19 protein-coding genes and 3 pseudogenes are annotated in these 25,118 nt (G+C 75.1%); 13 read left to right on the top strand and 9 right to left on the bottom strand.

Annotated elements, in window-relative coordinates; genetic code table 11:
* Positions 1-28: 28 nt before the first annotated feature.
* Positions 29-1,006 carry a quinone oxidoreductase family protein gene (locus BS73_RS25595; protein ID WP_037576337.1) on the bottom strand — a complete coding sequence of 326 codons (978 nt, stop codon included), beginning with the start codon at positions 1,004-1,006 and terminating at the stop codon, positions 29-31.
* Between the two features lie 167 nt (positions 1,007-1,173).
* Between BS73_RS25595 and BS73_RS25590 the strand changes: the two genes are divergently transcribed.
* Complete coding sequence (locus tag BS73_RS25590) at positions 1,174-1,584, top strand: GNAT family N-acetyltransferase (RefSeq protein WP_037576336.1); 411 nt, start codon at positions 1,174-1,176, stop codon at positions 1,582-1,584.
* Positions 1,585-1,740: 156 nt separating this feature from the next.
* On the opposite strand, the gene BS73_RS25585 is transcribed toward BS73_RS25590, so the two are convergent.
* Complete coding sequence (locus BS73_RS25585) at positions 1,741-2,304, bottom strand: hypothetical protein (protein ID WP_152617720.1); 564 nt, start codon at positions 2,302-2,304, stop codon at positions 1,741-1,743.
* A gap of 369 nt (positions 2,305-2,673) precedes the next feature.
* Here BS73_RS25585 and pepN point away from each other — a divergent pair, with 369 nt between their 5' ends.
* From pepN to BS73_RS25570, 3 genes are all read left to right on the top strand, one after another.
* Positions 2,674-5,274, top strand: a complete 2,601-nt coding sequence (pepN, locus tag BS73_RS25580) for an aminopeptidase N (RefSeq protein WP_037576331.1) — start codon at positions 2,674-2,676, stop codon at positions 5,272-5,274.
* Positions 5,275-5,433: 159 nt separating this feature from the next.
* Positions 5,434-6,060, top strand: coding sequence for an SSI family serine proteinase inhibitor (locus BS73_RS39925; RefSeq protein WP_051940555.1), 627 nt, complete (start codon positions 5,434-5,436; stop codon positions 6,058-6,060).
* Positions 6,061-6,387: 327 nt separating this feature from the next.
* Entirely contained in the window at positions 6,388-8,772 is a 2,385-nt protein-coding gene (locus BS73_RS25570) for a hypothetical protein (RefSeq protein ID WP_037576328.1), read from the top strand.
* Between the two features lie 73 nt (positions 8,773-8,845).
* Here the strand turns inward: BS73_RS25570 and BS73_RS25565 are convergent, their stop codons facing one another.
* Both BS73_RS25565 and malQ read right to left on the bottom strand, forming a co-directional pair.
* A complete protein-coding gene (locus tag BS73_RS25565) occupies positions 8,846-9,034 on the bottom strand; it encodes a hypothetical protein (protein ID WP_051940550.1) in 189 nt (62 codons plus the stop codon).
* A 192-nt stretch (positions 9,035-9,226) separates the two neighbouring features.
* Complete coding sequence (malQ, locus tag BS73_RS25560) at positions 9,227-11,386, bottom strand: 4-alpha-glucanotransferase (RefSeq protein ID WP_037576323.1); 2,160 nt, start codon at positions 11,384-11,386, stop codon at positions 9,227-9,229.
* Between the two features lie 199 nt (positions 11,387-11,585).
* Between malQ and BS73_RS25555 the strand changes: the two genes are divergently transcribed.
* The 7 genes and pseudogenes from BS73_RS25555 to BS73_RS25520 all read left to right on the top strand — a co-directional run bounded on the left by BS73_RS25555 (position 11,586) and on the right by BS73_RS25520 (position 17,479).
* Positions 11,586-12,467: a class I SAM-dependent methyltransferase gene (locus BS73_RS25555; protein WP_037576321.1), complete on the top strand. Its 882-nt coding sequence runs from the start codon at positions 11,586-11,588 to the stop codon at positions 12,465-12,467.
* Between the two features lie 72 nt (positions 12,468-12,539).
* Positions 12,540-13,307, top strand: a pseudogene (locus BS73_RS36525) (AzlC family ABC transporter permease); the annotation flags it as partial.
* Between the two features lie 61 nt (positions 13,308-13,368).
* Complete coding sequence (locus tag BS73_RS25545; protein WP_037576315.1) at positions 13,369-13,698, top strand: AzlD domain-containing protein; 330 nt, start codon at positions 13,369-13,371, stop codon at positions 13,696-13,698.
* 27 nt (positions 13,699-13,725) lie between these two features.
* On the top strand, positions 13,726-13,920 hold the full coding sequence (locus BS73_RS25540; protein WP_037576312.1) for a DUF3046 domain-containing protein: 195 nt from the start codon (positions 13,726-13,728) through the stop codon (positions 13,918-13,920).
* Positions 13,921-13,980: 60 nt separating this feature from the next.
* Positions 13,981-15,435, top strand: coding sequence for an AI-2E family transporter (locus BS73_RS25530; protein WP_235215524.1), 1,455 nt, complete (start codon positions 13,981-13,983; stop codon positions 15,433-15,435).
* A 174-nt stretch (positions 15,436-15,609) separates the two neighbouring features.
* Positions 15,610-16,776 carry a recombinase RecA gene (gene recA / locus BS73_RS25525; protein WP_037576306.1) on the top strand — a complete coding sequence of 389 codons (1,167 nt, stop codon included), beginning with the start codon at positions 15,610-15,612 and terminating at the stop codon, positions 16,774-16,776.
* A gap of 7 nt (positions 16,777-16,783) precedes the next feature.
* Positions 16,784-17,479: a regulatory protein RecX gene (locus BS73_RS25520; RefSeq protein ID WP_235215523.1), complete on the top strand. Its 696-nt coding sequence runs from the start codon at positions 16,784-16,786 to the stop codon at positions 17,477-17,479.
* A gap of 19 nt (positions 17,480-17,498) precedes the next feature.
* Here BS73_RS25520 and BS73_RS25515 read toward each other — a convergent pair whose 3' ends face one another.
* From BS73_RS25515 to BS73_RS25510, 3 genes and pseudogenes are all read right to left on the bottom strand, one after another.
* The gene (locus BS73_RS25515; protein ID WP_265736893.1) at positions 17,499-18,947 is read right to left on the bottom strand and encodes an FAD-dependent monooxygenase; all 1,449 of its coding nucleotides are present in this window, start codon (positions 18,945-18,947) and stop codon (positions 17,499-17,501) included.
* A gap of 238 nt (positions 18,948-19,185) precedes the next feature.
* A pseudogene (locus tag BS73_RS40470) lies at positions 19,186-19,353 on the bottom strand (NAD(P)-binding protein); the annotation flags it as partial.
* Between the two features lie 45 nt (positions 19,354-19,398).
* A complete protein-coding gene (locus BS73_RS25510; protein WP_084704878.1) occupies positions 19,399-20,091 on the bottom strand; it encodes an amino acid ABC transporter ATP-binding protein in 693 nt (230 codons plus the stop codon).
* A gap of 311 nt (positions 20,092-20,402) precedes the next feature.
* On the opposite strand from BS73_RS25510, the pseudogene BS73_RS35045 reads away from it, so the two are divergent.
* Both BS73_RS35045 and BS73_RS25500 read left to right on the top strand, forming a co-directional pair.
* Positions 20,403-21,238: pseudogene (locus BS73_RS35045) on the top strand (response regulator transcription factor).
* The gene (locus BS73_RS25500) at positions 21,239-22,615 is read left to right on the top strand and encodes a sensor histidine kinase (protein WP_037576301.1); all 1,377 of its coding nucleotides are present in this window, start codon (positions 21,239-21,241) and stop codon (positions 22,613-22,615) included.
* Here the strand turns inward: BS73_RS25500 and BS73_RS25495 are convergent.
* Together BS73_RS25495 and BS73_RS25490 are read right to left on the bottom strand one after the other, a co-directional pair.
* The gene (locus tag BS73_RS25495; RefSeq protein WP_051940544.1) at positions 22,612-23,493 is read right to left on the bottom strand and encodes an AraC family transcriptional regulator; all 882 of its coding nucleotides are present in this window, start codon (positions 23,491-23,493) and stop codon (positions 22,612-22,614) included. The two genes, BS73_RS25500 and BS73_RS25495, sit on opposite strands and share 4 nt — an antisense overlap.
* Before the next feature lie 10 nt (positions 23,494-23,503).
* Complete coding sequence (locus tag BS73_RS25490) at positions 23,504-24,952, bottom strand: S8 family peptidase (RefSeq protein ID WP_051940541.1); 1,449 nt, start codon at positions 24,950-24,952, stop codon at positions 23,504-23,506.
* Positions 24,953-25,118: the final 166 nt, after the last annotated feature.

Below are 25,118 nucleotides of genomic sequence, written 5' to 3'. Positions count from 1 at the left end.
TTCCCGAGGCAGGGGCGGCGTCGGTCGGTCAGCCGCCCACCCGGAGGAGCAGCTTGCCCGTGCTCGCCCGGCTCTCGATCAGTTCGTGGGCCGCGGGGGCGTCGCGCAGCGCGAACTCCGCGGTGACCGGGACGCTCACCCCGCTCTTCGCCGCGAACGCGAACGCCTTCTCCGTCAGCTCCCGCAGCAGGGGCGGGGATGTCTGCCCGATCGTGAGAATGCTGAACGCGCCCGCGCTCTGGGCCCGCCCCGACAACTCCTCGAACCCCGCCGACCAGGCCGGTTCCCCGCTCGCGTTGCCGTAGGAGACGGCCCGGCCGAACCAGGCCAGCGCGCCCAGCCCGCGCCGCCAGGTGTCGCCGCCCACCGGGTCGAGGAGCACGTCCACTCCGCGGCCGCCGGTGGCCTCCCGGACCCGCACGTCGAAGTCCTCGGCCAGGAACACGTCCGTGTAGCCGAACTCCTGGGCGTACGCGGCCTTCTCCGACGTGGACACCACCCCGTACACCGCGCTCGCGCCCGCCGCCGCGGCCAGCTGGCCGGCGACCGTGCCCACTCCGCCGGCCGCGCCCTGGACCAGCACCGACTCCCCGGTGCCGATCCGGGCGGCGTGGAACAGCAGGCCGTAGGCGGTCACCAGCACCGTGGAGAGCGCCGCCGCCTGGCGGGCGTCCAGGCCGTCCGGCAGCCGGAAGGTACGGGCCGCGTCCGCCACCGCGACCTCCGCGTAACCTCCGCCTTCGAGGAAGGCGACGACCTCGTCGCCGACCGCGAGGCCCGCCACCCCCTCGCCCACCTCCCGCACCCGCCCGGACACTTCCAGCCCCGGCACAAAGGGCAGGGCCGCCACCCGGTAGCCGCTGCCGCGCGCCTTCACATCGGCGAAGTTGACGCCCGTATAGGCCACCTCGACGGCCACCTGCCCCGGCCCGACGGCCGGCTCCGCCCGCTCCACCACCCGCAGCACCGAGGCGGGCCCGTACTCGCTGAACTCGACTGTCTGCATGGCGACTTCAACGTGCCGCCACACACCCCTTGTTCCACCCACCCCGGCGACCACAGCCCCAGAGAACCGACTCGCAGTAGCCGTCTCATTGGGCCGGCGGGTCCAGCCAAGAGGCGGTTGACCAACTTCCGTCCGGCCAGTACGGACTGCTCTGGCAGGATGCGCCGGTGATCACATACAGCACCGATCTCTCGGATCTCGCAGAGCAGGACCTCTCCGGTTTCTTCGTGGGCTGGCCTGTACCGCCGACGGCCGCGCAACACCTTGCCGTTCTGAAGGGCAGCTATCGGGCCGTCATCGCCCGGGACGCCGAGACGGGCCGCGTCGTGGGCTTCGTCAACATGATCAGCGACGGGGTGCTTACCGGCTTCATTCCGTGGCTGGAGGTGCTGCCCGAGGACCAAGGGCAGGGCATCGGCGGGGAACTGGTCCGGCGCGTCCTCGCGGAGGCGGAGCATCTGTACTCCGTGGATCTGAGCTGCGACGAGTCGTTGCGCGCGTACTACGAAAAGCTCGGGATGCTGCCGCTGAGGGGCATGGCCGTCCGGCGGTGGCGGGTACTGGCCCCGGAGGGCTGAGGCCGGACCGGGTCCGGAGGCACCGGTCCTCACGCTCCCGCCGGTCCTGACGCTCGCGACGTGCGATACGCGCCTGCCACCAGTGCCCCACCACGGTGCCGGCCATCGTCAGCACACCACCGGGCCCCGGGCCGACCGAAGCGTGACGCCTGCCCCTCACTCGCCGCGTTCGAAGGTCTCAATCTTTACGCGGAAAAACCCGCTTGAATCAGAAACCGGGTTGAGCAGCACGACGAAGTCGGGAAGTGCGTTCACGGGGGCCCTTCCGTCCAGGGTGCCGCCCGATTCCGCGGCCCAATCGATCAAGTGGACGACGACCGCATACTCTCCCGTGGGCACAGCGAATTGGAGGGTGCCGGGCCACGGCTCCCCGCGAACCTCTTCGATGCCGCTGATGCACGCGGTCCCCTGTGAGAGGAAGCGGTACGGCTGCGAGGACACAAGGGCGCAGACCGACTCGCGTTGCGTCAGCCGTGCCTCTCCCGGCGCCTGCCCCACCCGAGCCAGCACCCCGAACGCTCCATCACTGCGAATGTTGACGGGCACGAGCGACCCCGCGCGGATACTCCGCAACTGATCGTCGTCCTCCAGCAGTTCCCGCTCCCAGGTGTCGTAGTCGACGACTGCGGAGAACGCGAGCGGGTCCCACAACGCGAGCATGCCCGCATCCGTCGCCACCGTCACCGGGGCCGCAGCATCGGCAGACGGATCGACCATCACGTCCTCCAGAATCCAACGAACCCGGGCCGGCCGGCGCCAGGCGCCGCCCTATCCTGCCAGCCCGTTCGCACCGCGCCAGTTGTGGCCGTGTGCCGTACCACAGGGGCAGCCGAGCCCATGAGTTGGGCCCCGCTCCCAGATGGAGGGGCAAACAACTTACTTTGAGATTCTCAAAGCCCTCCTTAACCACGCCGCCGCGCCCCCCTACCCCGCCACCCGGTGGCCTTCCGCCCTGGCGGGCCGCCGCCCTCCCGGCTCCCTCCGCTTGTCGGTCCCGCATGGGAGGATGCGGCACATCCGCCGACGAAGTCCTCGCGGCCGACGTGGCAAGACGTAGCGCCGACGATGCCGATGAATGGAGCATGCCCCGTGCCCGGCACCAACCTGACCCGCGAGGAGGCCCGCGCCCGAGCGGAGCTCCTGCATGTGGACGCGTACGAGATCGAGCTGGACCTCAGCTCGGCCCCCGACGGGGGAACCTTCCGGTCCACCACCGTGGTCCGCTTCGCCTCGCGCACCCCCGGCGCGTCGACCTTCATCGACCTGATCGCGCCCGCCGTCCACGAGATCACCCTCAACGGCACCGCGCTCGACCCGGCGCAGGCCTTCGCGGACAGCAGGATCGAGCTGCCCGCCCTGGCCTCCCAGAACGAGCTGCGGGTGGTCGCCGACTGCGCCTACTCCAGCACCGGCGAGGGCCTCCACCGCTTCGTCGACCCGGTGGACCGGCAGACCTACCTCTACACCCAGTTCGAGGTGCCGGACGCCCGCCGGGTCTTCGCCTGCTTCGAGCAGCCCGACCTCAAGGCCACCTTCGACTTCGCCGTCACGGCGCCCGAGGGCTGGAAGGTGGTGAGCAACTCCCCGGAGGAGACGGCGAGTGCGAAGGCCCCGGGCCGGCACGTCTTCGAGCGCACCCCGCGGATCTCCACCTACATCACCGCGATCATCGCCGGTCCCTACGAGTCGGTGACGGACGTCTACGAGAACAAGGAGACCGGCCAGCGGGTCCCGCTCGGCGTCTACTGCCGCCCCTCCCTCCGGCAGTACCTGGACGCGGACGCCGTCTTCGAGGTGACCAAGCAGGGCTTCGCGTACTTCCAGGAGCGCTTCGACCTGCCGTACCCGTTCGCCAAGTACGACCAGCTGTTCGTCCCCGAGTTCAACGCCGGGGCGATGGAGAACGCCGGCGCGGTGACCATCCGCGACCAGTACGTCTTCCGCTCCAAGGTGACGGACGCGGCCTACGAGGGCCGGGCCGAGACCATCCTCCACGAGCTGGCCCACATGTGGTTCGGCGACCTGGTCACCATGGAGTGGTGGAACGACCTGTGGCTGAACGAGTCGTTCGCCACCTTCACCTCCATCATCTGCCAGGCCGAGGCCCCCGGCTCGCGCTGGCCGCAGGCCTGGACGAGCTTCGCCAACACCATGAAGACCTGGGCGTACCGGCAGGACCAGCTGCCGTCCACCCACCCGATCATGGCGGAGATCAACGACCTGGAGGACGTCCAGGTCAACTTCGACGGCATCACCTACGCCAAGGGCGCCTCCGTCCTCAAGCAGCTGGTGGCGTACGTCGGCAAGGACGAGTTCTTCCGCGGCGTGCAGGCCTACTTCAAGCGGCACGCGTGGGGGAACACCCGCCTGTCCGACCTCCTCGGCGCACTGGAGGAGACCTCCGGCCGCGACCTCAAGGCCTGGTCGAAGGCCTGGCTGGAGACGGCGGGGATCAACGTCCTGCGCCCGGAGCTGACGGTCGGCCAGGACGGCACCATCACCGCCTTCTCGGTGGCCCAGGAGGCGCCGGCGCTGCCGCAGGGCGCCAAGGGCGAGCCGGTGCTGCGGCCGCACCGGATCGCGATCGGCCTCTACGACCCGGCCCCGGACGGCAGCGGCTACCTGACCCGCACCGACCGGATCGAGCTGGACGTCGCCGCCGCGGCCGCCACGCCCGTGCCGCAGCTGGTCGGCCGGAAGCGCCCGGCGGTGATCCTCCTCAACGACGACGACCTGTCGTACGCCAAGGTCCGGCTGGACGCCGACTCGCTGGCGGTGGTCCGGGGGCGGCTCGGCGACTTCGCCGACTCGCTGCCGCGCGCCCTGTGCTGGGCCGCCGCCTGGGACATGACCCGGGACGGCGAGCTCGCCACCCGCGACTACCTGGAGCTGGTGCTCTCCGGCATCGACAAGGAGTCGGACATCGGCGTGGTGCAGTCCCTCCACCGGCAGCTGAAGCTCGCCCTTGACCTGTACGCCGACCCGGCCTGGCGCCCGGAGGGCAAGGCCCGCTGGGCGGAGGCCGCGCTGGAGCGGCTGCGCTCCGCCGAACCGGGCAGCGACCACCAGCTGGCCTGGGCCCGCGCGTTCGCCGCCTCGGCCTGGGGCGAGGGCCAGCTCTCCGAGCTGTCCGGGCTGCTGGACGGCAGCGTCGAGGTGCCCGGCCTGGTCGTGGACACGGAGCTGCGCTGGGCGCTGCTGGAGCGGCTGTGCGCCACCGGCACGGCCGGCGACGACGAGATCCAGGCCGAGCTGGCCCTCGACCCGACCGCCGCGGGCGAGCGGCACGCGGCGACCTGCCGCGCGGCCCGGCCGACCGCGGAGGCCAAGGCGGAGGCCTGGCGGCTGGTGGTGGTGGAGGGGCAGCTCTCCAACACCGTCCAGGAGGCGGTCATCGCCGGCTTCGTCCAGACCGACCAGCAGGAGCTGCTGAAGCCTTACGCGCAGCGGTACTTCGGCGTGGTCAAGGGCGTCTGGGAGGAGCGCAGCCACGAGATGGCCATGCAGGTGGTCATCGGGCTGTACCCGACGATCCAGGTCGAGCGGTCGACGCTGGAGGCGACGGACTCCTGGCTGCGGGACGAGCAGCCGGCGCCGGCGCTGCGGCGGATGGTGGTCGAGTGCCGGGCGGGCGTGGAGCGCGCGCTGAAGGCGCAGGCCGCCGACAAGGCGGCGGCCACGGCCGGCTGAGCGGGACTGGACCGGCAGCGGCGGCCGCCGGCTCCGGCCGGGCGGCCGCCGCGGACTGGGCCGAACGGCCGCCGCCACCGGCTCGGCCGGTCCACTCCATCGGGTGATCCTGGACCGATGGCCCGGCGCCGGCGCCCGCCCGGGCGTTAGGTGTTGGGCATGTTCATGGGCAACAACAGCACCACACCTCCCAGGCACCGCGCCGCCCGGGCCGGATCCTCCGCCCGGGCCGGTCTCGGCGCCGCCGTGGCGGCGGCCGCCTCCGCCGCCGCGCTGGTGGCCGCGGCCGGGACGGCCTCCGCGGCGGTCCCGGGCGTGATCCCCGCGGCCCCGGGCGCCAGCCTCCAGTTGACGGTCGTTCAGCAGGACGGGAACGCCGGCCCGGCCGTCCCCGGCCCCGGACTCGCGAACCCCGGTGGGCCGATGCGCCCCAGCGGCGGCCCGCTCGCCGAGCCCGCCTCCGGTCCGCTCGACGGCGGCCACCGCCAGAGCGCGGTCCTGGACTGCTTCCCGCCCGGCGGCACCCATCCGCACGCGGCCGCCGCCTGCGCCGAACTCGAAGCCGCCGACGGCCGGTTCGAGCAGCTCCACCCGGCCGCCGGCGCCCACGAGATGTGCCCGATGCTCTACTCCCCGGTGACGGTCAGCGCCACCGGCGACTGGCGCGGCGCCCCGGTGGCCTACCACCACACCTACGGCAACCTGTGCGAGGCCGAAAGGGCCACCGGAGACGTCTTCGCGCTCTCCGGCGAAGGCGCGGACGTTCACCCCGACGCCACCGTCTAGCCCGAAGACCTCCCCGGCCGACCTGGCATTCCGCCGGATCCTCGGCTCCATCCGCTCCACGGCGCAAGTAAGCTCAGCCGGACCGAGGGGAGCGGAGCCGGAGCCGAAGGTACGCGCGGGGCCGGCGAGCAGAGGATCTGAAGGGGTGCGAAAGCGATGACGGGGAGCACGGGGAGCGCTGCGGGCACCGGAAGACCCGGCTCGTCCGGAGGAGCGCCGGACGGGTCCGGGACGACGTCGGCATCGGCATCGGCATCGGCATCGGCATCGGCCCCAGGATCCGCGCCCACCACCGCGAACGGCCCGTCCACCAAGGGCCTCCCCCCGTTGCGCGCCGGTCGGCGACCCGCCGGCCTCGCCCTCCTCCACTGGCTGGAGGACGAGCGCGCCCCCCGCCTCTGCCGGATCTCCGGCTCCCCCGGCAGCGGCAAGACGCATCTGATCCGCTGGCTGGCCCAGGCCGGCACGGCGCCGGGCGCGACCGGGACCAGGGTGGTGCACGCGGTGCTGCCCGGCCACGGCCTGACGGTCCGTTCGGCGACCTGGCTGCTCGCGGTCCAGCTCAACCTGCCCGCCCGCACCCCCGAGGAGCTGGTCGCCCACCTCACCGCCGACCCCCGCAGGACCGTGCTGTGCGTCTCCGACCTGAACCGGGTCGGCGGCCGGGCGCTGCCCGCGGAGCCGCACGCGCTGGTGTCCCGGCTGCTCGACCCGCTGCTCCGGCTGGAGCATGTGCGGATCGTCGCGGACGCGGCGGACGGCACCCCGGAGGCGGCGGCCTTCACCGCCGTGGAGCAGCCCGCCGTCCTCGACCTGGACCGCCCGCAGTGGACCGAGCGGGTGCGCTTCGCCCGCTGGTACGGCGGCCTCGCCGCGCACAGCTCGCAGTACGGGCACGGCGAGAGCTACCCCAACCCGGGGCTGGCGATGTTCACCTCCCGCATCCCCGGGGAGCCCCTCGCGGGCCCGGACCCGGGCCCGGACGCCGGCCGGTTGATCGAGGCGTGGTGGGAGCGGGCGGTCCCCGAGAGCGCGCGTCCCGCGCTGCGCGCCCTCGGTCTGGCAGCCACCCCGGTGACCGCGGAGGAGTGGGCGCTGCTGCCGGGCGTCGGCGGCTCGGCCAACGTCCGCCAGGCGTCCCAACTCCTGCCCCCCGAGCCGCAGTTCGGTTCCTCTACCGGAGCCGGGGCGACCGCGGGGCCGGCGTCCGGTGGGGCGCCGGAGGCCGAGCCGCGCTGGTGGCTGAGCCGACCTGATCTCGCCCGGGTGGCCCAGGAGGAGCCCGCTCAGGCCGGCACGGCCGGCCCGGCCGCCGACGAGCTGTCCGGGGCCGTGGTCGGACTGGTCCGCTCGGTGCCCCGGCTGCCGGACGGGCGGCCGGACTACCCGGCGGCCGGCGAGCGCCGGCTGTCGCTGCTGCTCGCCCAGGCCGTGCTGGCCGGCAGCGCCCGCCAACTCCTCGGCGACCCGCTGTTCCTGGCCTACGCCGACCCGCTCGCGGTGACCTCCGCGCTGGACGCGGCGGCCGACCCGGCCTCCCCGCTCGCCGCCGCCTGGGCCGAGGCCGGACCGGCGCTCCTCGCCGTGGACGGCCCCGCAGAACGGGCCGCCGTCCTGGGCGCCCGGCTGACCGAGCGCGATCCGGAGGGCGCGCGCTCGCTCGCCGCCGCCGCGGCGGAGGGCGGCAGCCCGGCGCCGTGGCGGGCGCGCTGGGCCCGCTGGACCACCGCAGACGAGGCCGCCTCCGCCCTCGGCGAGCAGGAGCACGCCCCCGTCGGCGCCGTGGCCCTCTCCGAGTTCGTCGATCCCGCCACCGGCGCTTCCGGGCTGCTGGCCATCGGGGTGGACGGCCGCCTGCGCGCGGTGGACCCGGCGGACGGCGCCGAGAGCACGGAGGTCGCGCGGGCCGCCGGCCTCGGCACGAGCGCCGGCCTCGCCCTCCCGGACCTCCCGGCGGTGGAGGCCCTAGGCGCTCCCGGCGGCTGGGCCGACCTGGCGGTGTCGGCCTGGGGGCCGGCCGGGCCGCAGGCCGGCGCCGGCTCACTGGTGCTCCTCGACTCCGCCGGGCGGGTGCTCGCCACCGGGCCCGGCGCCGCGGGCGGGCCGTCCGACGCTGCCACGGCCGCTGCCACGGCTGCCGCCGACGGCCTCGTCCTGCGCCCGCTGGCGGTGCCCACCCCGCAACCGGTCACCGCGCTCGCGGCGCTGCCGGACGGCCTGGTGCTCGGCGACGCCGAGGGGGCCCTCCACGCGCTGGGGTCCGGTACGACCGCCCCGCTGCACGAGGGCCCGGTGACGGCGCTGGCCGCGGCGCCGCTGGCCGCGCCGGAGGCGGCGGCCGCACCCGGCGGCGGAGCGCCCGCCTGGATCCCGCTGGTGATCAGCGGCGGCGCGGACGGCCGGGTCCGGCTGTGGGCCCCGGGCTGGGAGCCGGCCCCACCGGTGGACGAACGGCTGTCCCCGGTCACGGCGGTGACGGTACGTCAGTGGCCGGGCGCGGACGGCCTGCTGATCGCGGCCGCCTGGGCGGACGGTCTCATCAGGCTCCGCCGCACCGGCGGCGGGAACGCCGAAACGGCCGGCGGAGGCTCCGCCGGCCGGGGGGTCGTCGACCTGCGCCTCGGCACCCCCGCGCTGGCCCTGAGCTGGACCCCGGCGGGGCTGGTCGCGGCACTGCCGGACGGGCTGGTCGGCCTGGACCTGCGGTACTGACCGCGGGCCCGGGCCCGCCCGGCGCCGTCCGAGGGACCTGCGAGGTCCCCGTCAGCCGTTCGTCAGCCGGTCGTCAGCCGTTCTTCCGGTTACGGATCGTGGACCGGTCGAGAAGCATGACGAGACCGGCGATCACGATGAAGGCGACCAGCGGGATCCCGACGTACAGCCCGAGGGTCTGTGCGGCGGAGAGCCCCTGGCCGGGGTCGTCCCCGCTGACGCGGGTGTTCGCGAACGCGTTCGAGGTCATCAGCAGCAGCATGAGAGCGGCACCGGCCGACGTGGCCCCGGCACGCTTGGCATTCCTAGTGAGCACGGGCCAACGCTAGCCAACCCGCCCGACCTGCTGCGCGGCGGGGTCCGCCCTTTGGTCGGCGCTTTACCCGCAGCGCACCCGATTGGCCGCCGCCCGGGCGACCGGCGGCGGCTCCGACCGGGCGCCCGGCCCGGCGGCTCAGCCCTCCTCCTCCGAATCCCCCCGCATCACCTCTCCCAGCGCCGCCGCCCCCGGCGCGGCGGTGATCTCCTCCAGGCTCACCGGCCGCCCGTCCGGGTCGGCGACCGGCAGCCGCCAGTTGGGGTACTCGTTCGACGTCCCGGGAAGGTTCTGCGGGCGCGGGTCGCCGACCACGTCCGGCAGCCAGACCCCGAGCAGCCGGGCCGGCGTCCGCAGCAGGAAGCGGTGCAGCGCCCGCACCGCCTCGTCCCGGCCCTCCGCCGCCGGGCCGGCGAAGTCCCCGTCGTCGGCGGCCGGTCCGTCGCCGTACGGGGGGACGGCGAGGAGGCCCTCGCGGGCGAGTTCGCCGAGCCACTCCTCGCGGTCCTCGTCGGCGTCCGCCTGCTCCTCCTCCAGCGGGCGGGCCAGCAGGCCGAGCCGGTCGCGGAGTTCGACGTACGAGCCGGTGAGCCGGGCGGCGGTGCTGGGCAGGTCGTGGGTGGTGAGGGTGGCCAGGCAGAGGTCCCGCCAGCGTTCGGCGGGCAGCGGCTCGCCGGTGCCGTGGTCCCGCTCGAACCACAGCACGGAGGTGCCGATCACCCCGCGGTCGGCGAGGGCCTCCCGCACCCCGGGCTCGACGGTGCCGAGGTCCTCGCCGATCACCACGGACCCGGCGCGCTCGGCCTCCAGCGCGAGGACGCCGAGCATGGCCTCCGGGTCGTAGCGGACGTACGCGCCCTCGGTGGGCGGGCGGCCCTCGGGGATCCACCAGAGCCGGAAGAGGCCCATCACATGATCCACCCGGAGCCCGCCGGCCCGCCGCAGCACCCCGCGCAGCAGTTCGGACCACGGCCGGTAGCCGGCGGCGGCGAGGGCGTCGGGCCGCCAGGGCGGCAGGCCCCAGTCCTGGCCGTGCGGGTTGAAGGCGTCCGGCGGGGCGCCGACCGAGATCCCGGGGGCGATCACCCGCTGCAGCGCCCAGGCGTCGGCCCCCTCGGGGTGGGCGCCCACGGCCAGGTCGTGGACGATGCCGATCGGCATCCCGGCGCCCCTGGCCGCCTGCTGGGCCTCGGCGAGCTGCTCGTCCAGGCACCACTGCAGCCAGCGGTGGTACTCGACCCGTGCGGCGACCTCGCCGGAGTCGCCGCTCCTGGCGCGCTCCACGGCCGGGTTGCGCGGGTCCCGCAGCTCCTCGGGCCAGCCGCGCCAGGCGGGGCCGTGCACCTCGGCGAGGGCGCACCAGGTGGCGTGGTCGGTGAGGGCCTCGCCCTCCCGTTCCAGGAAGGCCTGGTAGGCGGCCTCCCGCCCGGGCTGCCTGGGGACGGCGTGGACGAGGGCGAGCGCCTGGTGCTTCAGCGCGGAGACGGCGTCCCGGTCGATCAGCCCCGCCTCGGGCGGCTTCCCCTCCTCTCCCTCGGGGGGGTTCAGCACCGCCTCCCGCAGCCCGGCCGCCCGGCCCTCCAGCTCGGTCAGCCGGGAGCGCTGATCCGGCGTCAGATAGGCGGCCTCCGGCAGGAGTTCCGGGCGGAGGTGGATCGGGTCCGGGTAGCGGCGGGAGGACGGCCGGTACGGCGAGGGCTCCCCGGGCAGCGCGCTGTGGAGGGGGTTGACCTGCACGAACCCGGCCCCCAGCAGCTGCCCGGACCACCAGGCCAGCTGGTTGAGGTCGACCAGGTCGCCGATGCCCCAGGAGCGCTGCGAGAGCACCGAGTACAGCTGCACCAGGAAGCCCCAGGCGCGCTCCCGCGGCACGTCGAGCCGGGCCGGGGCGACGATCAGCGGCGCGGCGGCGGCCTGGGTGCGGGCGCGGGCGCAGAGGGTGTGCCGGCCGACCGGCAGATCGGTGGGCAGGCGGTTGAAGGAGACAGGCCGGGAGCGGCCGTCCTCCAGCTCCACCCAGGCCTCGGTGTCCAGCGGCAGCCCGAGCGGCACGCTGTGCCCGCTCCGGACGACCAGGCAGGGCGGGAGGAGGCGGCCCTCGGCCTGTTCGCGGAGGGCGGCGAGGGCCGCCTCGCGGGCGGCGGCGCTGCTCGCGTCGACGCCGAAGGCCGCGAGGATGTCGACCAGGGTCTCGGCGGAGACGGGTACCGGACCCGAGCCCGGGTCGTACTCGGTGTCGATGCCGTAGGCGGCGGCGAGCCGGCGGAGATCGGGTTCCGCCACGTCGGGTTCTGCCACGTAGGGCTCCAGTTGAGCTGAGCTGAGCTGCGGGTTCGGACCGGGCGGCTGACTGCCCGTGAGAGACCTACCCTGGTCGGCCGACCCGTGACACCGCCGCGCGGGTGATCCCCTCGCCGGGCCCCTTCACCTCTTCCGCCGTGTCCATCATCCAAGACACTTCGTCTCGCATCCAGAGACCGGGCGTAGAGTGCCGGGCATGAGCGAACGAGCCGTTTACACCCATGGACACCACGAGTCGGTCCTGCGCTCGCACCGCTGGCGCACCGTCGAGAACTCGGCCGGCTACCTCCTGCCGCACCTCCGCCCGGGCCAGGCCCTGCTGGACGTCGGCTGCGGCCCCGGCACCATCACCGCCGGGCTGGCCAAGGCCGTGGCCGCCGGGACGGGCCCGGCCACCGGCGGCGGCCGGCTCACCGCGGTCGACACCGCCGGGGACGTACTGGCCGCGGCCCGGTCCGAGCTCGCCGCCCAGGGCGTGGCCGCGGAGGATGGGGCCACGGACGGCGGGGACGGCGGGGACGGCGGAGCAGTACGCCTGGAGGTCGCCGACGTCCACGCGCTCCCCTACCCCGACGACTCGTTCGACGTGGTCCACGCCCACCAGGTGCTCCAGCACCTGTCCGACCCGGTCCAGGCGCTGCGCGAGATGCGGAGGGTCTGCCGGCCCGGCGGGATCGTCGCCGCGCGGGACGCCGACTACGCGGCGATGTGCTGGTATCCGCGGCCGCCGGAGCTCGACGAGTGGAACGACCTCTACCACCGGATCGCCCGGGCCAACGGCGGCGAGCCGGACGCGGGGCGCCGGATGCCGGCGTGGGCCCGGGCCGCGGGCTTCCCGCCGGAGTTGGTCACCGTCACCGCGGACACCTGGTGCTACGCCGGCCCGGAGGACCGGGAGTGGTGGGGCGGCATGTGGGCCGACCGCGTGGTCGGGTCCGCGTTCGCCCGCCAGGCCGTGGCGGACGGCTTCACCTCGCAGGAGCGTTTGGAGGCGCTGTCCGCGGCCTGGCGCGCGTGGTCGGCCGACCCCGACGGCTACTTCGCCATCATCAACACGGAACTCCTCCTCCGGGCGTGACCCCCCGCCCCCGGGCGCGGCGCCGCAGGATCGTACAAGACCGCCCCGCGCTCCCCGCGAAACGCTGGCCCCATGAACGCAGCACCCATCCAGGCGGCCGACCCCAGCGAGTCTGAAGGCGCACCGACCCCGTCGACCACCGCCCAGACCCGCCGCCGCGACCGCGCCGCCACCCGCGACGCCCTCGCCGTCGGCCTGACGGTGGGCGCCTCCGGCACCGCCTTCGGCGTGGCCGCCGCCGGCGCCCACCTCAGCCTCGCCCAGACCTGCGCCCTGAGCCTGCTGGTCTTCACCGGCGCCAGCCAGTTCGCCCTGATCGGCGCCCTCGCGGCCGGCGCCGCCCCGCTCGCCGCGGTGGCCGGCGCGCTCTTCCTCGGCGTCCGCAACGCCCTCTACGGGCTGCGCCTCGGCGCCCGCCTGGAGATCCCCCGCGCCCTGCGTCCGCTCGCCGCGCAGATGGTGATCGACGAGACCACCGCCGTCACCCTGGTCCAGCCGGACCGCCGCACCGCCCGGATCGGCTTCGGCGTCACCGGCCTCACCCTCTACGCCGTGTGGAACCTCACCACCCTCCTCGGCGCGGTCGGCGCCGGCGCCCTCGGCGACCCGGCCCGCTACGGGCTGGACGCCGCCGGCCCGGCCGTCTTCCTCGCCCTCCTCGCGCCCCGGCTCCGCGCCTCCGGCTCCGAGGGCGCCCGGCAGCGGGCGGTGGCCGGGCTCGGCGTGCTGCTGCTCCTCGGCGGGACGCTGCTCCTCCCCGCCGGCGTGCCGGTACTCCTCGCCGTGGCCGGCGTCCCCCTCGTCGCCGTCCTCCTCCGCGACCGCCGGCCGGACGGCACCGCCGCCGCCCCGCGACCGCCGCCACCACCCCCGCCGTCCCCACCGAGCAGGAGGCCTCCCGATGACCGCCGTCTGGATCGCCGTCCTCGGCACCGCCGCGGGCTGCTATCTGCTGAAGCTGCTCGGCCTCAGCGTCCCCGCCGCCCTGCTGGACCGGCCGGCCGTGCGGACCTTCGCCACCCTCGCGCCGGTGGCCCTGCTGGCCGCGCTCACCGCGCAGCAGACCTTCGGCGGCCACGGCTCCGGCCTGGCCGCGCTCACCCTGGACGCCCGCGCGGCCGGCCTGGCCGCGGCCGGCATCGCGGTGTGGCGGCGGGCGCCGTTCCTGGTGGTCGTGGTCTCCGCGGTGGCGGTCACGGCGCTGGTCCGGCTGGTGGCCGCGCACATGTGAGATCGCCGGCCGTGAATACTTGAGCACATGCGTCTGACGGATTTCTGGCGGCTGATGGCCGAACAATTCGGAGCGGTCTACGCCGACTCCTTCGCCTCGGACTATGTGATCGCCGAGCTGGGCGGGCGGACGGTGCGCCAGGCCCTGGCCGACGGCTGGTCGGCGAAGGAGGTCTGGCGGGCGGTCTGCGTGGCCATGGACGTTCCCCCGGAGCGGCGCTGACGGCCCGTCGGACGCCACGTCGGGCCACGGGTGCCGGGCCCGATGGGTGAGACTTGCCCTGTGACAGCAGGTGACTCCGGCCAGAATCCCCCCTCCGCCCGTGGCGGCCCCGAGGGCTCCCCAGGCTCCGACGCCCCGCCGCACAGCGCGGGCGAGGAGGCGACCGCACGGCTGACCGACGCGGTGGCGGCCGCGGACTCCGACCCCGAGGCGACCGGCCCGGCGGCGCACGCCGCCGAGGCCGCCTCCTCCGGCGCGGGGGCAGGAGCGGGGGCAGGAGCAGGCGCGGGCTCGGGTAGCGGCGCGGGCGCCGATGATGCCGCGTCAGCCGCCGTCCCCCGCCCCCGGATGCCGCGCTGGCTCCCCCGGGCGATGGTCCTCGCGCTGGCCCTGATCGCCGCGTTCCAGCTCGCCCACTGGGCGTTCATCCAGCTCATCGGCCTGCTGGTGCAGATCCTGGTCTCCTTCGTGCTGGCGCTCGCCATAGAGCCCGCCGTGGACTGGCTGGGCCGGCACCACATGAGGCGGGGCATCGCGGCCGGGATCGTCTTCATCGTCATGGTGCTGATCCTGGCGGGCCTGGTCACCGCCCTCGGCACGCTGCTGGTCGAGGAGACCAGCCAGCTGGCGAACCAGCTGCCGCACTACGCCGAGTCGCTGATCAACTGGTTCAACCGGACCTTCCACCGGCACGTCCGCCTCTCCGACCTGCAGAAGGGCCTCCTCACCGACTCCGGGGCGATCAAGGACTATGTGACGCAGATCGCCAACAACGCCTGGGGCATCTCCAGCACGGTGATCGGCGGGCTCTTCAAGCTCTTCACGATCGCCATGTTCACCTTCTACTTCGCCGCCGACGGGCCGCGGCTGCGCCGCACGGTCTGCTCGGCCCTGCCGCCGAGCAAGCAGGAGACGGTGCTGCGGGCCTGGGAGATCGCGGTCGCCAAGACCGGCGGCTACCTCTACTCCCGCCTCCTCCAGGCGGCCATCTCGGCGCTCGCCCACTTCCTGATGCTGTGGCTGCTCGGGGTGCCGTACGCGGCCCTGCTGGCGATCTTCGCGGGGATGGTCTCCCAGTTCATCCCGACCATCGGCACCTACATCGGCGGCGCGCTGCCGGTCCTCCTCGCGCTGACCGTGAGCCCGATGACGGCGGTGTGGGTGCTGGTCTTCGAGGTGGCCTACCAGCAGGTCGAGAACTACCTGATCCACCCGCGGATCACCGCGGTGACGGTGGACATCCACCCGGCGGTCGCCTTCGGCTCGGTGCTGGTCGGCGCGGCGCTGCTGGGCGCGGTCGGCGCGCTGATCGCGATCCCGGTGACGGCCACGCTGCAGACCTTCGTCGGCACCTACATCCGCCGCTACGAGGTGGCCGACCCCCGGGTCGAGGACATGACGAGACGGAAGCGGCGCGGGGCATCCTGGATGAGGAGGTCCAGGCACGGCCCGGACGACTCCGCCGGGTCCAGCGATGAAAGCCCAGGTGGGAAGGGTGGTGACGGCGGGAGCTGAGAGACCGCCGGCGTGTCGGATCCCCCTTCCGGGCATTAATCGAACGGGCGTTCCCTATACTGTCCGCCGGGCGAGTTTTCCACAGGCGTGCTCGGTCCGACGGCCGATTGTCAGTGGGACCCGCTAGCGTCAATGACGATGAAGCGCTCAGCACAACCCACAAGGGTGGAATCCATGGCAACGTCCGACCGCGAGCGGGCTCTCGACACCGCGCTCGCCCAGATTGAACGGCAGTTCGGCAAGGGCTCGGTGATGCGCCTCGGCGACGGGGCGCGCCAGCCGATCGAGGTCATCCCCACCGGAGCCATCGCGCTGGACGTCGCCCTCGGCGTCGGCGGCCTCCCGCGCGGCCGGGTCGTCGAGATCTACGGCCCCGAGTCCTCCGGCAAGACGACGCTCGCGCTGCACGCCGTCGCCAACGCGCAGAAGGCCGGCGGCATCGTCGCCTTCGTCGACGCCGAGCACGCCCTCGACCCCGACTACGCCAAGAAGCTCGGCGTGGACACCGACGCCCTGCTGGTCTCCCAGCCGGACACCGGCGAGCAGGCCCTCGAGATCACCGACATGCTGATCCGCTCCGGCGCGATCGACCTGGTCGTGGTCGACTCGGTGGCCGCGCTGGTGCCGCGCGCGGAGATCGAGGGCGAGATGGGCGACTCACACGTCGGCCTCCAGGCCCGGCTGATGAGCCAGGCCCTCCGCAAGATCACCGGTGCGCTCAACCAGTCGAAGACCACCGCGATCTTCATCAACCAGCTCCGCGAGAAGGTCGGCGTGATGTTCGGCTCTCCCGAGACCACCACCGGTGGCCGGGCGCTGAAGTTCTACGCCTCGGTCCGGCTGGACATCCGCCGCATCGAGACCCTGAAGGACGGCACGGAGGCGGTCGGCAACCGCACCCGGGTCAAGGTCGTGAAGAACAAGGTGGCCTCGCCGTTCAAGCAGGCCGAGTTCGACATCCTCTACGGCATCGGGATCAGCCGTGAGGGCGGCCTGATCGACATGGGCGTGGAGCACGGCTTCGTCCGCAAGTCCGGCGCCTGGTACACCTACGAGGGCGACCAGCTGGGCCAGGGCAAGGAGAACGCGCGGAACTTCCTCCGCGACAACCCCGACCTGGCGGACGAGATCGAGAAGAAGATCAAGGAGAAGCTGGGCGTCGGCGTCCGCAAGGACGAGGCGGCCGCCCCGGCGGAGGGTGCGGAGAGCGCCGAGAGCGCGACCGTGCCGGTGCAGGCGGTCGACGCGGCTTCCGCGGCGACGGGCGAGCCGGTGGCCGCAGCCGCCGCGACCAAGCCCGCGGCCCGGGGTGCCAAGAAGACCGCCGCCAAGGGGGCCTGACCCCACGGTGCGCCAACGTCCAACGGATGAGCCGGGCGCCGGAGGCGCGGTGGACGGCGGCGGCAGCACCGAGCTGAGGCGGGTGCTGGCGAAGTTCGACGGCCTGACGGTCGCCTCGGACCTCGCCGGCCCGCAGCGGCGCGGAACGGGGGACCGCGCCGCCGCGGAGGACCGGCCCGCGGCCGTCTCCAGCGCCATGCCCGCGGCCGCCGGCTCCGGCGGCGAGGACGACCCCGCCGCCCGGGCCCGGGGGATCTGCCTGCGACTGCTCACCGGCTCCGCCAAGACCCGGCGGCAGCTGGCCGAGGCCCTGGCCAAGCGGGAGATCCCGGAGGAGGTCGCCTCCGAGGTGCTGGACCGCCTGGAGGAGGTCGGGCTGATCGACGACGCGGCCTTCGCCGAGTCGTGGGTGGAGGTCCGGCAGCGGGACCGCGGACTGTCCCGGCGCGCGCTGGCCCGGGAGCTGCGCTCCCGCGGGGTGGAGCGCGAGGTGGTCGAGGAGGCCGTCGCCCAGGTCGAGCCGGAGGCCGAGGAGGCCGCCGCGCGGGCGCTGGTCGAGCGGAAGCTGGCGGCCACCTGCGGCCTCGACCGCACCGTCCGCACCCGCCGTCTGGTCGGCATGCTGGCCCGCCGCGGCTACGGCGAGGGCCTGGCCTTCCGCGTGGTCCGCGCCGCCCTGGAGGCCGACGGAACCGAGGCCTAGCGCCGCCTCGACGCCGGCCTCAGTTGGCCTGGGCGGGGGTCGGGGTGTCCGCCGGGGTGTCGGCCGCCGCGGCGGCAGGCGGGGTCCGCAGCCGCTCCGTCTTCGCCTCGGAGGGCGGCGGGACCGCCGCCCCGGTCGCGTCCGCCCCGGTCGGTTCCGGCAGGGCGCCCGATCCGGCGCGGACCAGGTCGGCCATCCGCCACAGCTCGCCGGGCGAGCAGCCGCGCAGCGTCGCCGCGAGGTAGCCGTCCGGCCGGATCAGCAGCACGGTGTGCGGGGCGGCGCCCGGGTAGTCCCCGGTGACCAGCAGCTCCGCCGGCATCGGCAGGGCCCGGGTGGCCTCGGTGAGGGCCGGCATCAGCCCGGCGCCCAGCCAGTGCTCGCTGGCCCAGACGTCCGTGCCCGGCGCCACCAGCACCACCAGCAGCCCGCGGCCCAGCCGCGCCCGCAGCCGGTCCCGGGCGCCGTCCACGGTGGTCACCGCGATGTCCGGCACCAGCGCCCCGCGGTCGGTCGGCTGCAGCTCGGAGGCGAGCGCCGGGCGCCCCGCGGCCCGCTCCCCGCGCACCGCCGCGCCGCCGCCCCGGCCCAGCTTCCGCGCCTCGCCGGGAAGCTGGCGGTAGGCCGGGGGCGCACCGAGCCGGCCGGTGCCCAGCGAGCCGTCGGAGAGCAGCGCGGCGTTCCTCCGCAGCGAGCCGGAGAGCAGCGAGCGCCGCACCTCCAGCATCCGGTTGGCGGGGTGCAGCAGCGGCAGCGCCTGGTCCACCGCCCGCAGCCGGGCGATCACCGAGGGCCGGCGCTCCCGCTGGTAGGAGTCGAGCAGCGCGGGCGGCGCCCAGTGGTGCCAGACCGCGGCCAGCTTCCAGGAGAGGTTCTCCGCGTCCCGCAGCCCCTCGTCGAGGTTCTGCATGCCGAGCGCGCCGAGCAGGTGGGCCGCGTCGCCGGCCAGGAAGGCCCGACCGGAGCGGAACTTGAGGGCCAGCCGCTGCGGGATCTTCCGGTCCGCCGAGGCGATCAGCTCGTACTGCGGCACCCGGCCCTCGTTCAGTCCGGACAGCGCGGCCCGCAGGTGGTGGATCAGCACCTCGGCCGGCAGCGGTCCTGCGGGGGCGCCCGGCGGCAGCCGCCAGTCCATCCGCCAGACGTGGTCCGGCAGCGGACGGAGGGTCAGCTCCTGCGCGGTGGAGTCGAACTGCGGATCGCGGTGGAGCTGTGCCTCGGGCGGCACCGGCAGCTCGGCCCGTACGGTGGCCACCGCGCAGCGCTCGGCGATCGCCTTGCCGGGGAACCGGATGCCGAGCTTCCGCCGGACGATGGAGCGGTGGCCGTCGCAGCCGATCAGATAGGAGCCGCGCCACCAGGTGTCCCCGGCGTGGACGGCGACGCCGGTGCCGTCCTGCTCGACCTCGGTGGCCGCGGAGTCGGTGACCAGGTCGATGAAGGGCGAGGCGGCGACGGCGTCCCGCAGCCCGCGCTGCAGCCGGTGCTGGGCGAGGTGGAGGACGGCGGGGCGTGCCGCCGGCCGGGCCGAGGCCGGCGAGGGTGCCGCCGGTCCCGACGTCCAGGGGGATCCGCAGCAGTTCGGAGCGGCGCCTGACGGTCCGCCAGCCGGCCCAGGCGCAGGCGTCCGCGGCCACCCGCGGATACCCGATTCGGGCCAGGAAGGCGGCGGTGTCCGGGCGGAGCACGATCGAGCGCGGGCCCTCCGGGGCGAGCCCGTTGCCCTCGTCGAGTACGACCGTCGGTACTTCCTGGCGGGCGAGCGCGAGCGCGGCGGCCAGTCCGACCGGACCGGCGCCGACGACGATCACCGGATCCACGGGCAGCCTCCCACGGCACTCATGGTAGGCAATGCAACAGATCGTCCGACACATCGTCAAGCAAGGCCCGGGGTGCGCCGGTTCGCGTCACCGGACAGCTCAGTGCCGGAGTACCTTGGCCAGGAAGTCCTGCGCGCGGGTGGTGCGCGGGGTGGTGAAGAACTCGTCCGGCGACGCCTCCTCCACGATCCGCCCCGCGGCCATGAAGACCACCCGGTCGGCGGCGGAGCGGGCGAAGCCCATCTCGTGGGTGACGACCAGCATGGTCATCCCGTCCGCGGCCAGGTCGCGCATCACCGCCAGCACCTCGCCGACCAGTTCGGGGTCGAGCGCCGAGGTCGGCTCGTCGAAGAGCATCAGCTCGGGCCGCATGGCGAGCGCCCGGGCGATGCCGATCCGCTGCTGCTGCCCGCCGGAGAGCTGCGCCGGGAGCTTCTCCTCGTACCCGGCCATGCCGACCCGGTCGAGGAGGGCCCGGGCCCGCTCGGCGGCCTCCTCCTCCCCCGTTCCAAGCACCCGGACCGGGCCGAAGGTGACGTTCTCCAGCACGGTGCGGTGGCTGAACAGGTTGAAGGACTGGAAGACCATCCCCACTCGGGCGCGCATCCGCTGCAGCTCGCGCCCCCGGCGCGGGACCGGCACGCCGTCGAGCAGAATCGCGCCGGAGTCGATCGGCTCCAGTCCGTTGACGGTCCGGCAGAGGGTGGACTTCCCGGCGCCGGAGGGGCCGAGGAGGGCGACCACCTCGCGCCGGCGCACCGACAGGTCGATCCCGCTGAGCACCTGGACCATGCCGAACCGCTTGGACACATCCTGGAACTCCAGCAACGGCGTCTCCTCGGGCGGAGCGGGCGGCGGGGACGGAGCGGAACTCACAGCTGCTCCTCCCGGCTCATTCGGCGCGTTCGGCTCGTTCGGGGTCGTACCGTCGACCCTATATGGGGACTTCGCAGGCCTAGCGCGGGGTTGAGCGGGATTTGAGGTACTGCGCGGCCGGCGCCGCGCCCGCCGGCCCGGGGCGCACGGTCCCAGCTGGGTAACACTCCGTCAGCAGTCGGGACCTTGCTCTTGACCCGGCCCGCGCACTGCGGTGGATTCAGCGCATGCGCCTACTCCTGGTGGAGGACGACGAGCATGTGGCCGCGGCCCTGACCAAGGTACTGACCCGGCACGGCTTCGAGGTCCGGCACGCCCGCACGGGCAACGAGGCCCTCGACGCGCTGCTCCCGGACGGCCGCCCCTCGTACCGGGTGGTCCTCCTCGACCTGGGCCTGCCGGACCGGGACGGCTTCGAGCTGTGCGGTCAGATCCGGGCGCGTACCGGCATTCCGGTGATCATGGTGACCGCGCGCTCCGACGTCCGCTCCCGCATCCACGGCCTCAACCTGGGCGCGGACGACTACGTGGTGAAGCCGTACGACATCGGGGAACTGCTGGCCAGGATCCACGCGGTGGCCCGCCGGGCCGCCGCGGCGGGCGGCAGCGGAGGAGGGGCGGGCCCCCGGGCGGCCCCGGCCCGGAGGCCGGCGGCGGGACGGCGGCCGGCCCCAGCCCGGGGGCAGGGCCAGTGCCAGGGGCAGCAGCGGGGACGGGGGCGGCGGCCTTCGGCGGCCCCGGATCCGCGGCCGCCGCCGCGGCAGCCGGCCTCCGCGACGCCTACGGGCTGGTGCTGGACGCCGCCGCCCGCCGGGCGACCGTCCACGGCCGCGAGATCGCCCTCACTCGCAAGGAGTACGACCTGCTGGCGCTGCTCACCACCGCCCCCGGCGTGGTCTTCCGCCGCGAGCAGATCATCGCCGAGGTGTGGCGCAGCAGCTGGGAGGGGACCTCCCGGACCCTGGAGGTGCACATCGCCTCGCTCCGGCACAAGCTCGCGCTGCCCTCCCTGATCGAGACCGTCCGCGGCATCGGCTACCGCCTGGTGGCCCCGGGAGGCTGAGTGCGCACGCGCCTGCTGGGCATCCTGCTCGCACTGATGCTCTGCGTGCTGGCCGCCCTCGGCGTGCCGCTCGCCCTCTCCGAGGCGGCCGCCCAGCAGCAGCGGGTGGTGGTGGACCGGATCGACGACGCGGCCAGGTTCGCCGCCCTCGCCCAGTACGCCCTCACCGACGCGCAGGCCGCGGCCGCGCTGCGGGCCGAGATCTCCCGCTACCGCCAGGTGTACGGGATCCGCGCCGGCGTCTTCGCCGCGGACGGGCACACCATGGCCGCCGCCCCCGCCGGCTGGCGGGCCCCGGACGCGGCCTCCGCGGCGGCGTACGGCGAGGCCCTGGACGGCCGGCGCAGCGCGAACCCGGGGCAGGTGTGGCCGTGGCAGCACCACCGCTCCGTGGTGGTCGCCTCGCCGGTGGTCCGGGACGGGGACGTGGTGGCGGTGGTGGTCACCGAGTCCCCGCCGGGGCCGATGAGCGCCCGGATCCTCCACGGCTGGCTGCTGCTCGCGGCCGGGCTGCTGGTGGCGCTGCTGGTCGCGGTGGCGGCGGCGGTGCTGCTCACCGGCTGGGTGCTGCGGCCGGTCCGGGACCTGGACCGGGTGGCGCACGACATCGCGACCGGATCGCTGGACTCGCGGGTCGCGCCGGGCGGCGGCCCGCCCGAACTCCGGCGGCTGGCACGGGGGTTCAACACCATGGCGGACCATGTCGAGTCCGTGCTCGAGCAGCAGCGGGCGTTCGTCGCGGACGCCTCCCACCAGCTGCGCAACCCGCTGGCGGCGCTGATGCTGCGGATCGAGGCGCTCGGCATGGACCTGCCGGACGAGGCCGACGAGGAGCTGGGCGGCGTCCGCGAGGAGGGGCAGCGGCTCGCCCGGGTGCTGGACGACCTGCTGGGGCTCGCGGTCGCCGAGAACGCCCGGCCGGAGCTGGTCCGCACGGACGTGGCCGGGCTGGTGGCCGAGCGGGTGCAGGGCTGGCAGGCGATGGCGGAGCGGCGGGGGGTGGCGCTGGGCTGGAAGGCCGAGCCGGCGTCGGTGCGGCTGGATCCGGTGGGCATCGGCAGCGCGCTGGACGCCGTGCTGGACAACGCGATCAAGTTCACCCCGGACGGGGGCGAGGTGCGGGTGACGGTCCGCCGGGGGCGGGACGGGGCGGTGGAGATCACCGTCGCGGACGAGGGGCCCGGGCTGGACCCGGAGGAGCTGCAGCGGATCGGCTCCCGCTTCTGGCGCAGCCCGCGCCATCTCGACGTGGAGGGCTCCGGGCTGGGCCTCTCCATCGCCCGCACGCTCCTCGCCGCGTCCGGCGGCCGGCTCCTCTTCGCCCAGGGCACGCCGACGGGCCTGGCGGTGACCCTCCGCATCCCGCGGAACCCCTAGGGGGGTGGATCCGCCCCCTGGCGCCCCGGGCCGAGGCGTCCCGCCGCGTACGCGCCCGGCGGCACACCGAGCATCCGGCGGAAGTGCCGGGTCAGATGCGCCTGGTCGACGAAGCCCACCCGTACCGCCGCCTCCGCCGGCCGCACCCCGCCGTCCAGCAGGCGGCGCGCCCTGCGGACCCGCTCCTGGGTCAGCCAGGCGTGCGGCGGCAGCCCGTAGGCGTCGCGGAACACCCGCAGCAGGGGGAACGGCCGCGCCCCGACCTCCGCGGCCAGCTCGTCGAGGGACGGCGGCCGCTCCATCCTGCTCAGCAGCAGCTCGCGCGCCCGCGCTGCGGCCAGCCGCCCGGCGCCCGCCGCGCTCCCCGGTGGTGCGGAGGCGCGCAGCGGCGCGAGGTACCCCTGCGCGAGCCGGACGATGACGGACCGCCAGGCGGTGGACGCGGCCAGCGCGTTGTCCAGCTCGGCCGCCGCGTGGACGCGCAGCACCAGCTCGGACAGCGCCGGATCCGGCACCACCGTCCGCGTCGCGTGGAGGCCCCCGGCGCCCGGCCGCCGCAGCCCCAGCTCCCCGGCCACCGCCTCGACCTCGGACACCTCCGGGTAGAGCACCCGGTAGCTCCAGCCCTCGGGGACCCCGGCGTGCCCGGTGTGCATCACGTCCGGGTTGACCAGCGCGAGCTCCCCGGGATGCACCCGCAGCACCTCCCCGGCGTGGGCGAACTCCTCCACCCCGCGGGTGACCGCCGCGATCACGAAGGTGTCGTGGGTGTGCTTCCCGAAGGTGTGCCGGACGTAGCGGGCACTGAGCAGGTCGGTGTGCGGTATCGCCGGGTGCTGCCAGTACCGCGCCGTCTCCCGCTCGCGGTTCGCCTCCATGACTCGCACACTACTTCGGGATCCGCAGCGCCCCCGAGCCGTAGAAGGCGGAGCCGGCGCACCGGGCCTCCGGGCCTGCGCAGTCGACGGGGGCGGCCGCGCGGGCGAGGAGGGCGCGGAGCTCCGCCGGTCCGGCGCCCGGATGGAGGGCGGCGGCGATCGCGGCGGCGCCGGTGACGTGGGCGGTGGCCATCGAGGTGCCGGCGAGGGAGGCGTACCGGCCGCCCGGCCAGTCGGAGACCACCCCTTGGTCCGGGCCGCCGTCCGGGTCGCCGCCGGGGGCGGCGATGCCGATCCGGCCGGCGCCCCAGTTCGAGTAGGCGGCGAGCCTCCCGTCCCGGTCGACGGCGGAGACGTCGAGGACGCCGGGGAGCTGCCCGGGCAGTCGGATGCAGTCCGGCCCGAGGTAGCGGACCGGCGCGGCGGAGTTGCCGCTGCGGTCGTTGGGGCTGCGCTCGTCGACCCGCCCGGCGTCCAGGTCCTGGGCGTCGTTGCCGGCCGAGGCGACGACGAGGGCGCCGCTGCGCTGCGCGTAGGCGACGGCGCGGCCGACGGCGGTGATGATGGCCCGCTGGTCGGGGTCGCTGGGGCAGTTGTACTTCCACGGGTCGGCGAAGTAGCTGTCGTTGATCACCCGGACGTGGTGGGCGGCGGCCCAGAGGAAGCCGCAGACCAGGTTCTCGCCGTAGTACTGCCCGGACGGGCCCAGCAGGCGCACGGCGGCGATCCGCACGCCCGGCGCCACTCCGGTCACGCCGTCGCCGTTGCGGGCGGCGCCGATGATCCCGGCGACATGGGTGCCGTGGCCGCTCTCGATGACGTCGGGGTCCGGGCGCCAGGCGCCGGGGCTGCTGTCCGGGGCGCCGGAGCCGCAGTCGGCCGAGGCCGCGGGGTCCACGGCGGAGCGCAGGTCGGGGTGGGTGTCGTCGACCCCGGCGTCCAGCACGGCGACGGTGACCCGGCTGAGGACGCCGGGGGCGGGGGTCCGCGGGGCGGTGTCCGCGCTGCCCGTTCCCGCGGCGGCGGGGCGCCGCTGGAGCATCCCCAGGTTCCAGGAGGGGCGCTCGTGGGGGTCCGGGACGAGGGGGACCCCGTCGTCCCCGGCGTCGTCCGCTCCGGCGGCGTCGTCCGCCTCCTGCCGGGGCGCCACCGGGGTGGTCGCGGTGCGGCTGGCGCCGGCTGCGGCGATGCCGTCGCCGCTCCGTATCCGGGCCCCGAAGTCCCGCTGGTCCGAGTACGCCAGCACCACGCCGATCTCGCGGTACTCGACCGCGACCCGCCCGCCGAGCGAGCGGATCTCCCCCGCCGCGTGCTCGGCGCCGGCGGGCCCGGCGTCCCGGTCCGAGACCAGGTACGCGCGGTACGGTCCGCCGCTGTCGGCCTGCAGGGTGGCGGCGGCCAGGGGCACGGCGCCGCCGATGATCGCGCCGGCTGCGGCGAATACGAGAAGGCTGCGCAAGTCTCCTCCGATGGGGTCGGCGACTTTTCCGACGGTATGTCCGGTTCCGGCGTGCCGTCCTGGTCAGGTGCGCGGATCGGGCAACGGCGCAGGCCAGCCCGGCGCGGCCGGCGGCGCGCAGGGCGCCTGGGCGGTTCTGTCAGTGCCGCGAGGCACTATGGGCGGC

The sequence above is a fragment of the Phaeacidiphilus oryzae TH49 genome (assembly GCF_000744815.1).
In the GTDB taxonomy this organism is placed as follows: domain Bacteria; phylum Actinomycetota; class Actinomycetes; order Streptomycetales; family Streptomycetaceae; genus Phaeacidiphilus; species Phaeacidiphilus oryzae.
The sequence above is the reverse complement of the archived record's forward strand: the minus strand, read 5'-3'. Positions and strand labels throughout refer to the sequence as shown.

What these genes read in the sequence shown, in the direction of transcription:
- recA (WP_037576306.1), top strand. Translation starts at nt 15,610, where the DNA reads ATGGCAACGTCCGACCGCGAGCGGGCTCTCGACACCGCGCTCGCCCAG.
- BS73_RS25555 (WP_037576321.1), top strand. Translation starts at nt 11,586, where the DNA reads ATGAGCGAACGAGCCGTTTACACCCATGGACACCACGAGTCGGTCCTG.
- BS73_RS39925 (WP_051940555.1), top strand. Translation starts at nt 5,434, where the DNA reads ATGTTCATGGGCAACAACAGCACCACACCTCCCAGGCACCGCGCCGCC.
- BS73_RS25595 (WP_037576337.1), bottom strand. Translation starts at nt 1,006, where the DNA reads ATGCAGACAGTCGAGTTCAGCGAGTACGGGCCCGCCTCGGTGCTGCGG.
- BS73_RS25495 (WP_051940544.1), bottom strand. Translation starts at nt 23,493, where the DNA reads ATGGAGGCGAACCGCGAGCGGGAGACGGCGCGGTACTGGCAGCACCCG.
- BS73_RS25565 (WP_051940550.1), bottom strand. Translation starts at nt 9,034, where the DNA reads ATGCTGCTGCTGATGACCTCGAACGCGTTCGCGAACACCCGCGTCAGC.
- BS73_RS25510 (WP_084704878.1), bottom strand. Translation starts at nt 20,091, where the DNA reads ATGGTCCAGGTGCTCAGCGGGATCGACCTGTCGGTGCGCCGGCGCGAG.
- BS73_RS25540 (WP_037576312.1), top strand. Translation starts at nt 13,726, where the DNA reads ATGCGTCTGACGGATTTCTGGCGGCTGATGGCCGAACAATTCGGAGCG.
- BS73_RS25545 (WP_037576315.1), top strand. Translation starts at nt 13,369, where the DNA reads ATGACCGCCGTCTGGATCGCCGTCCTCGGCACCGCCGCGGGCTGCTAT.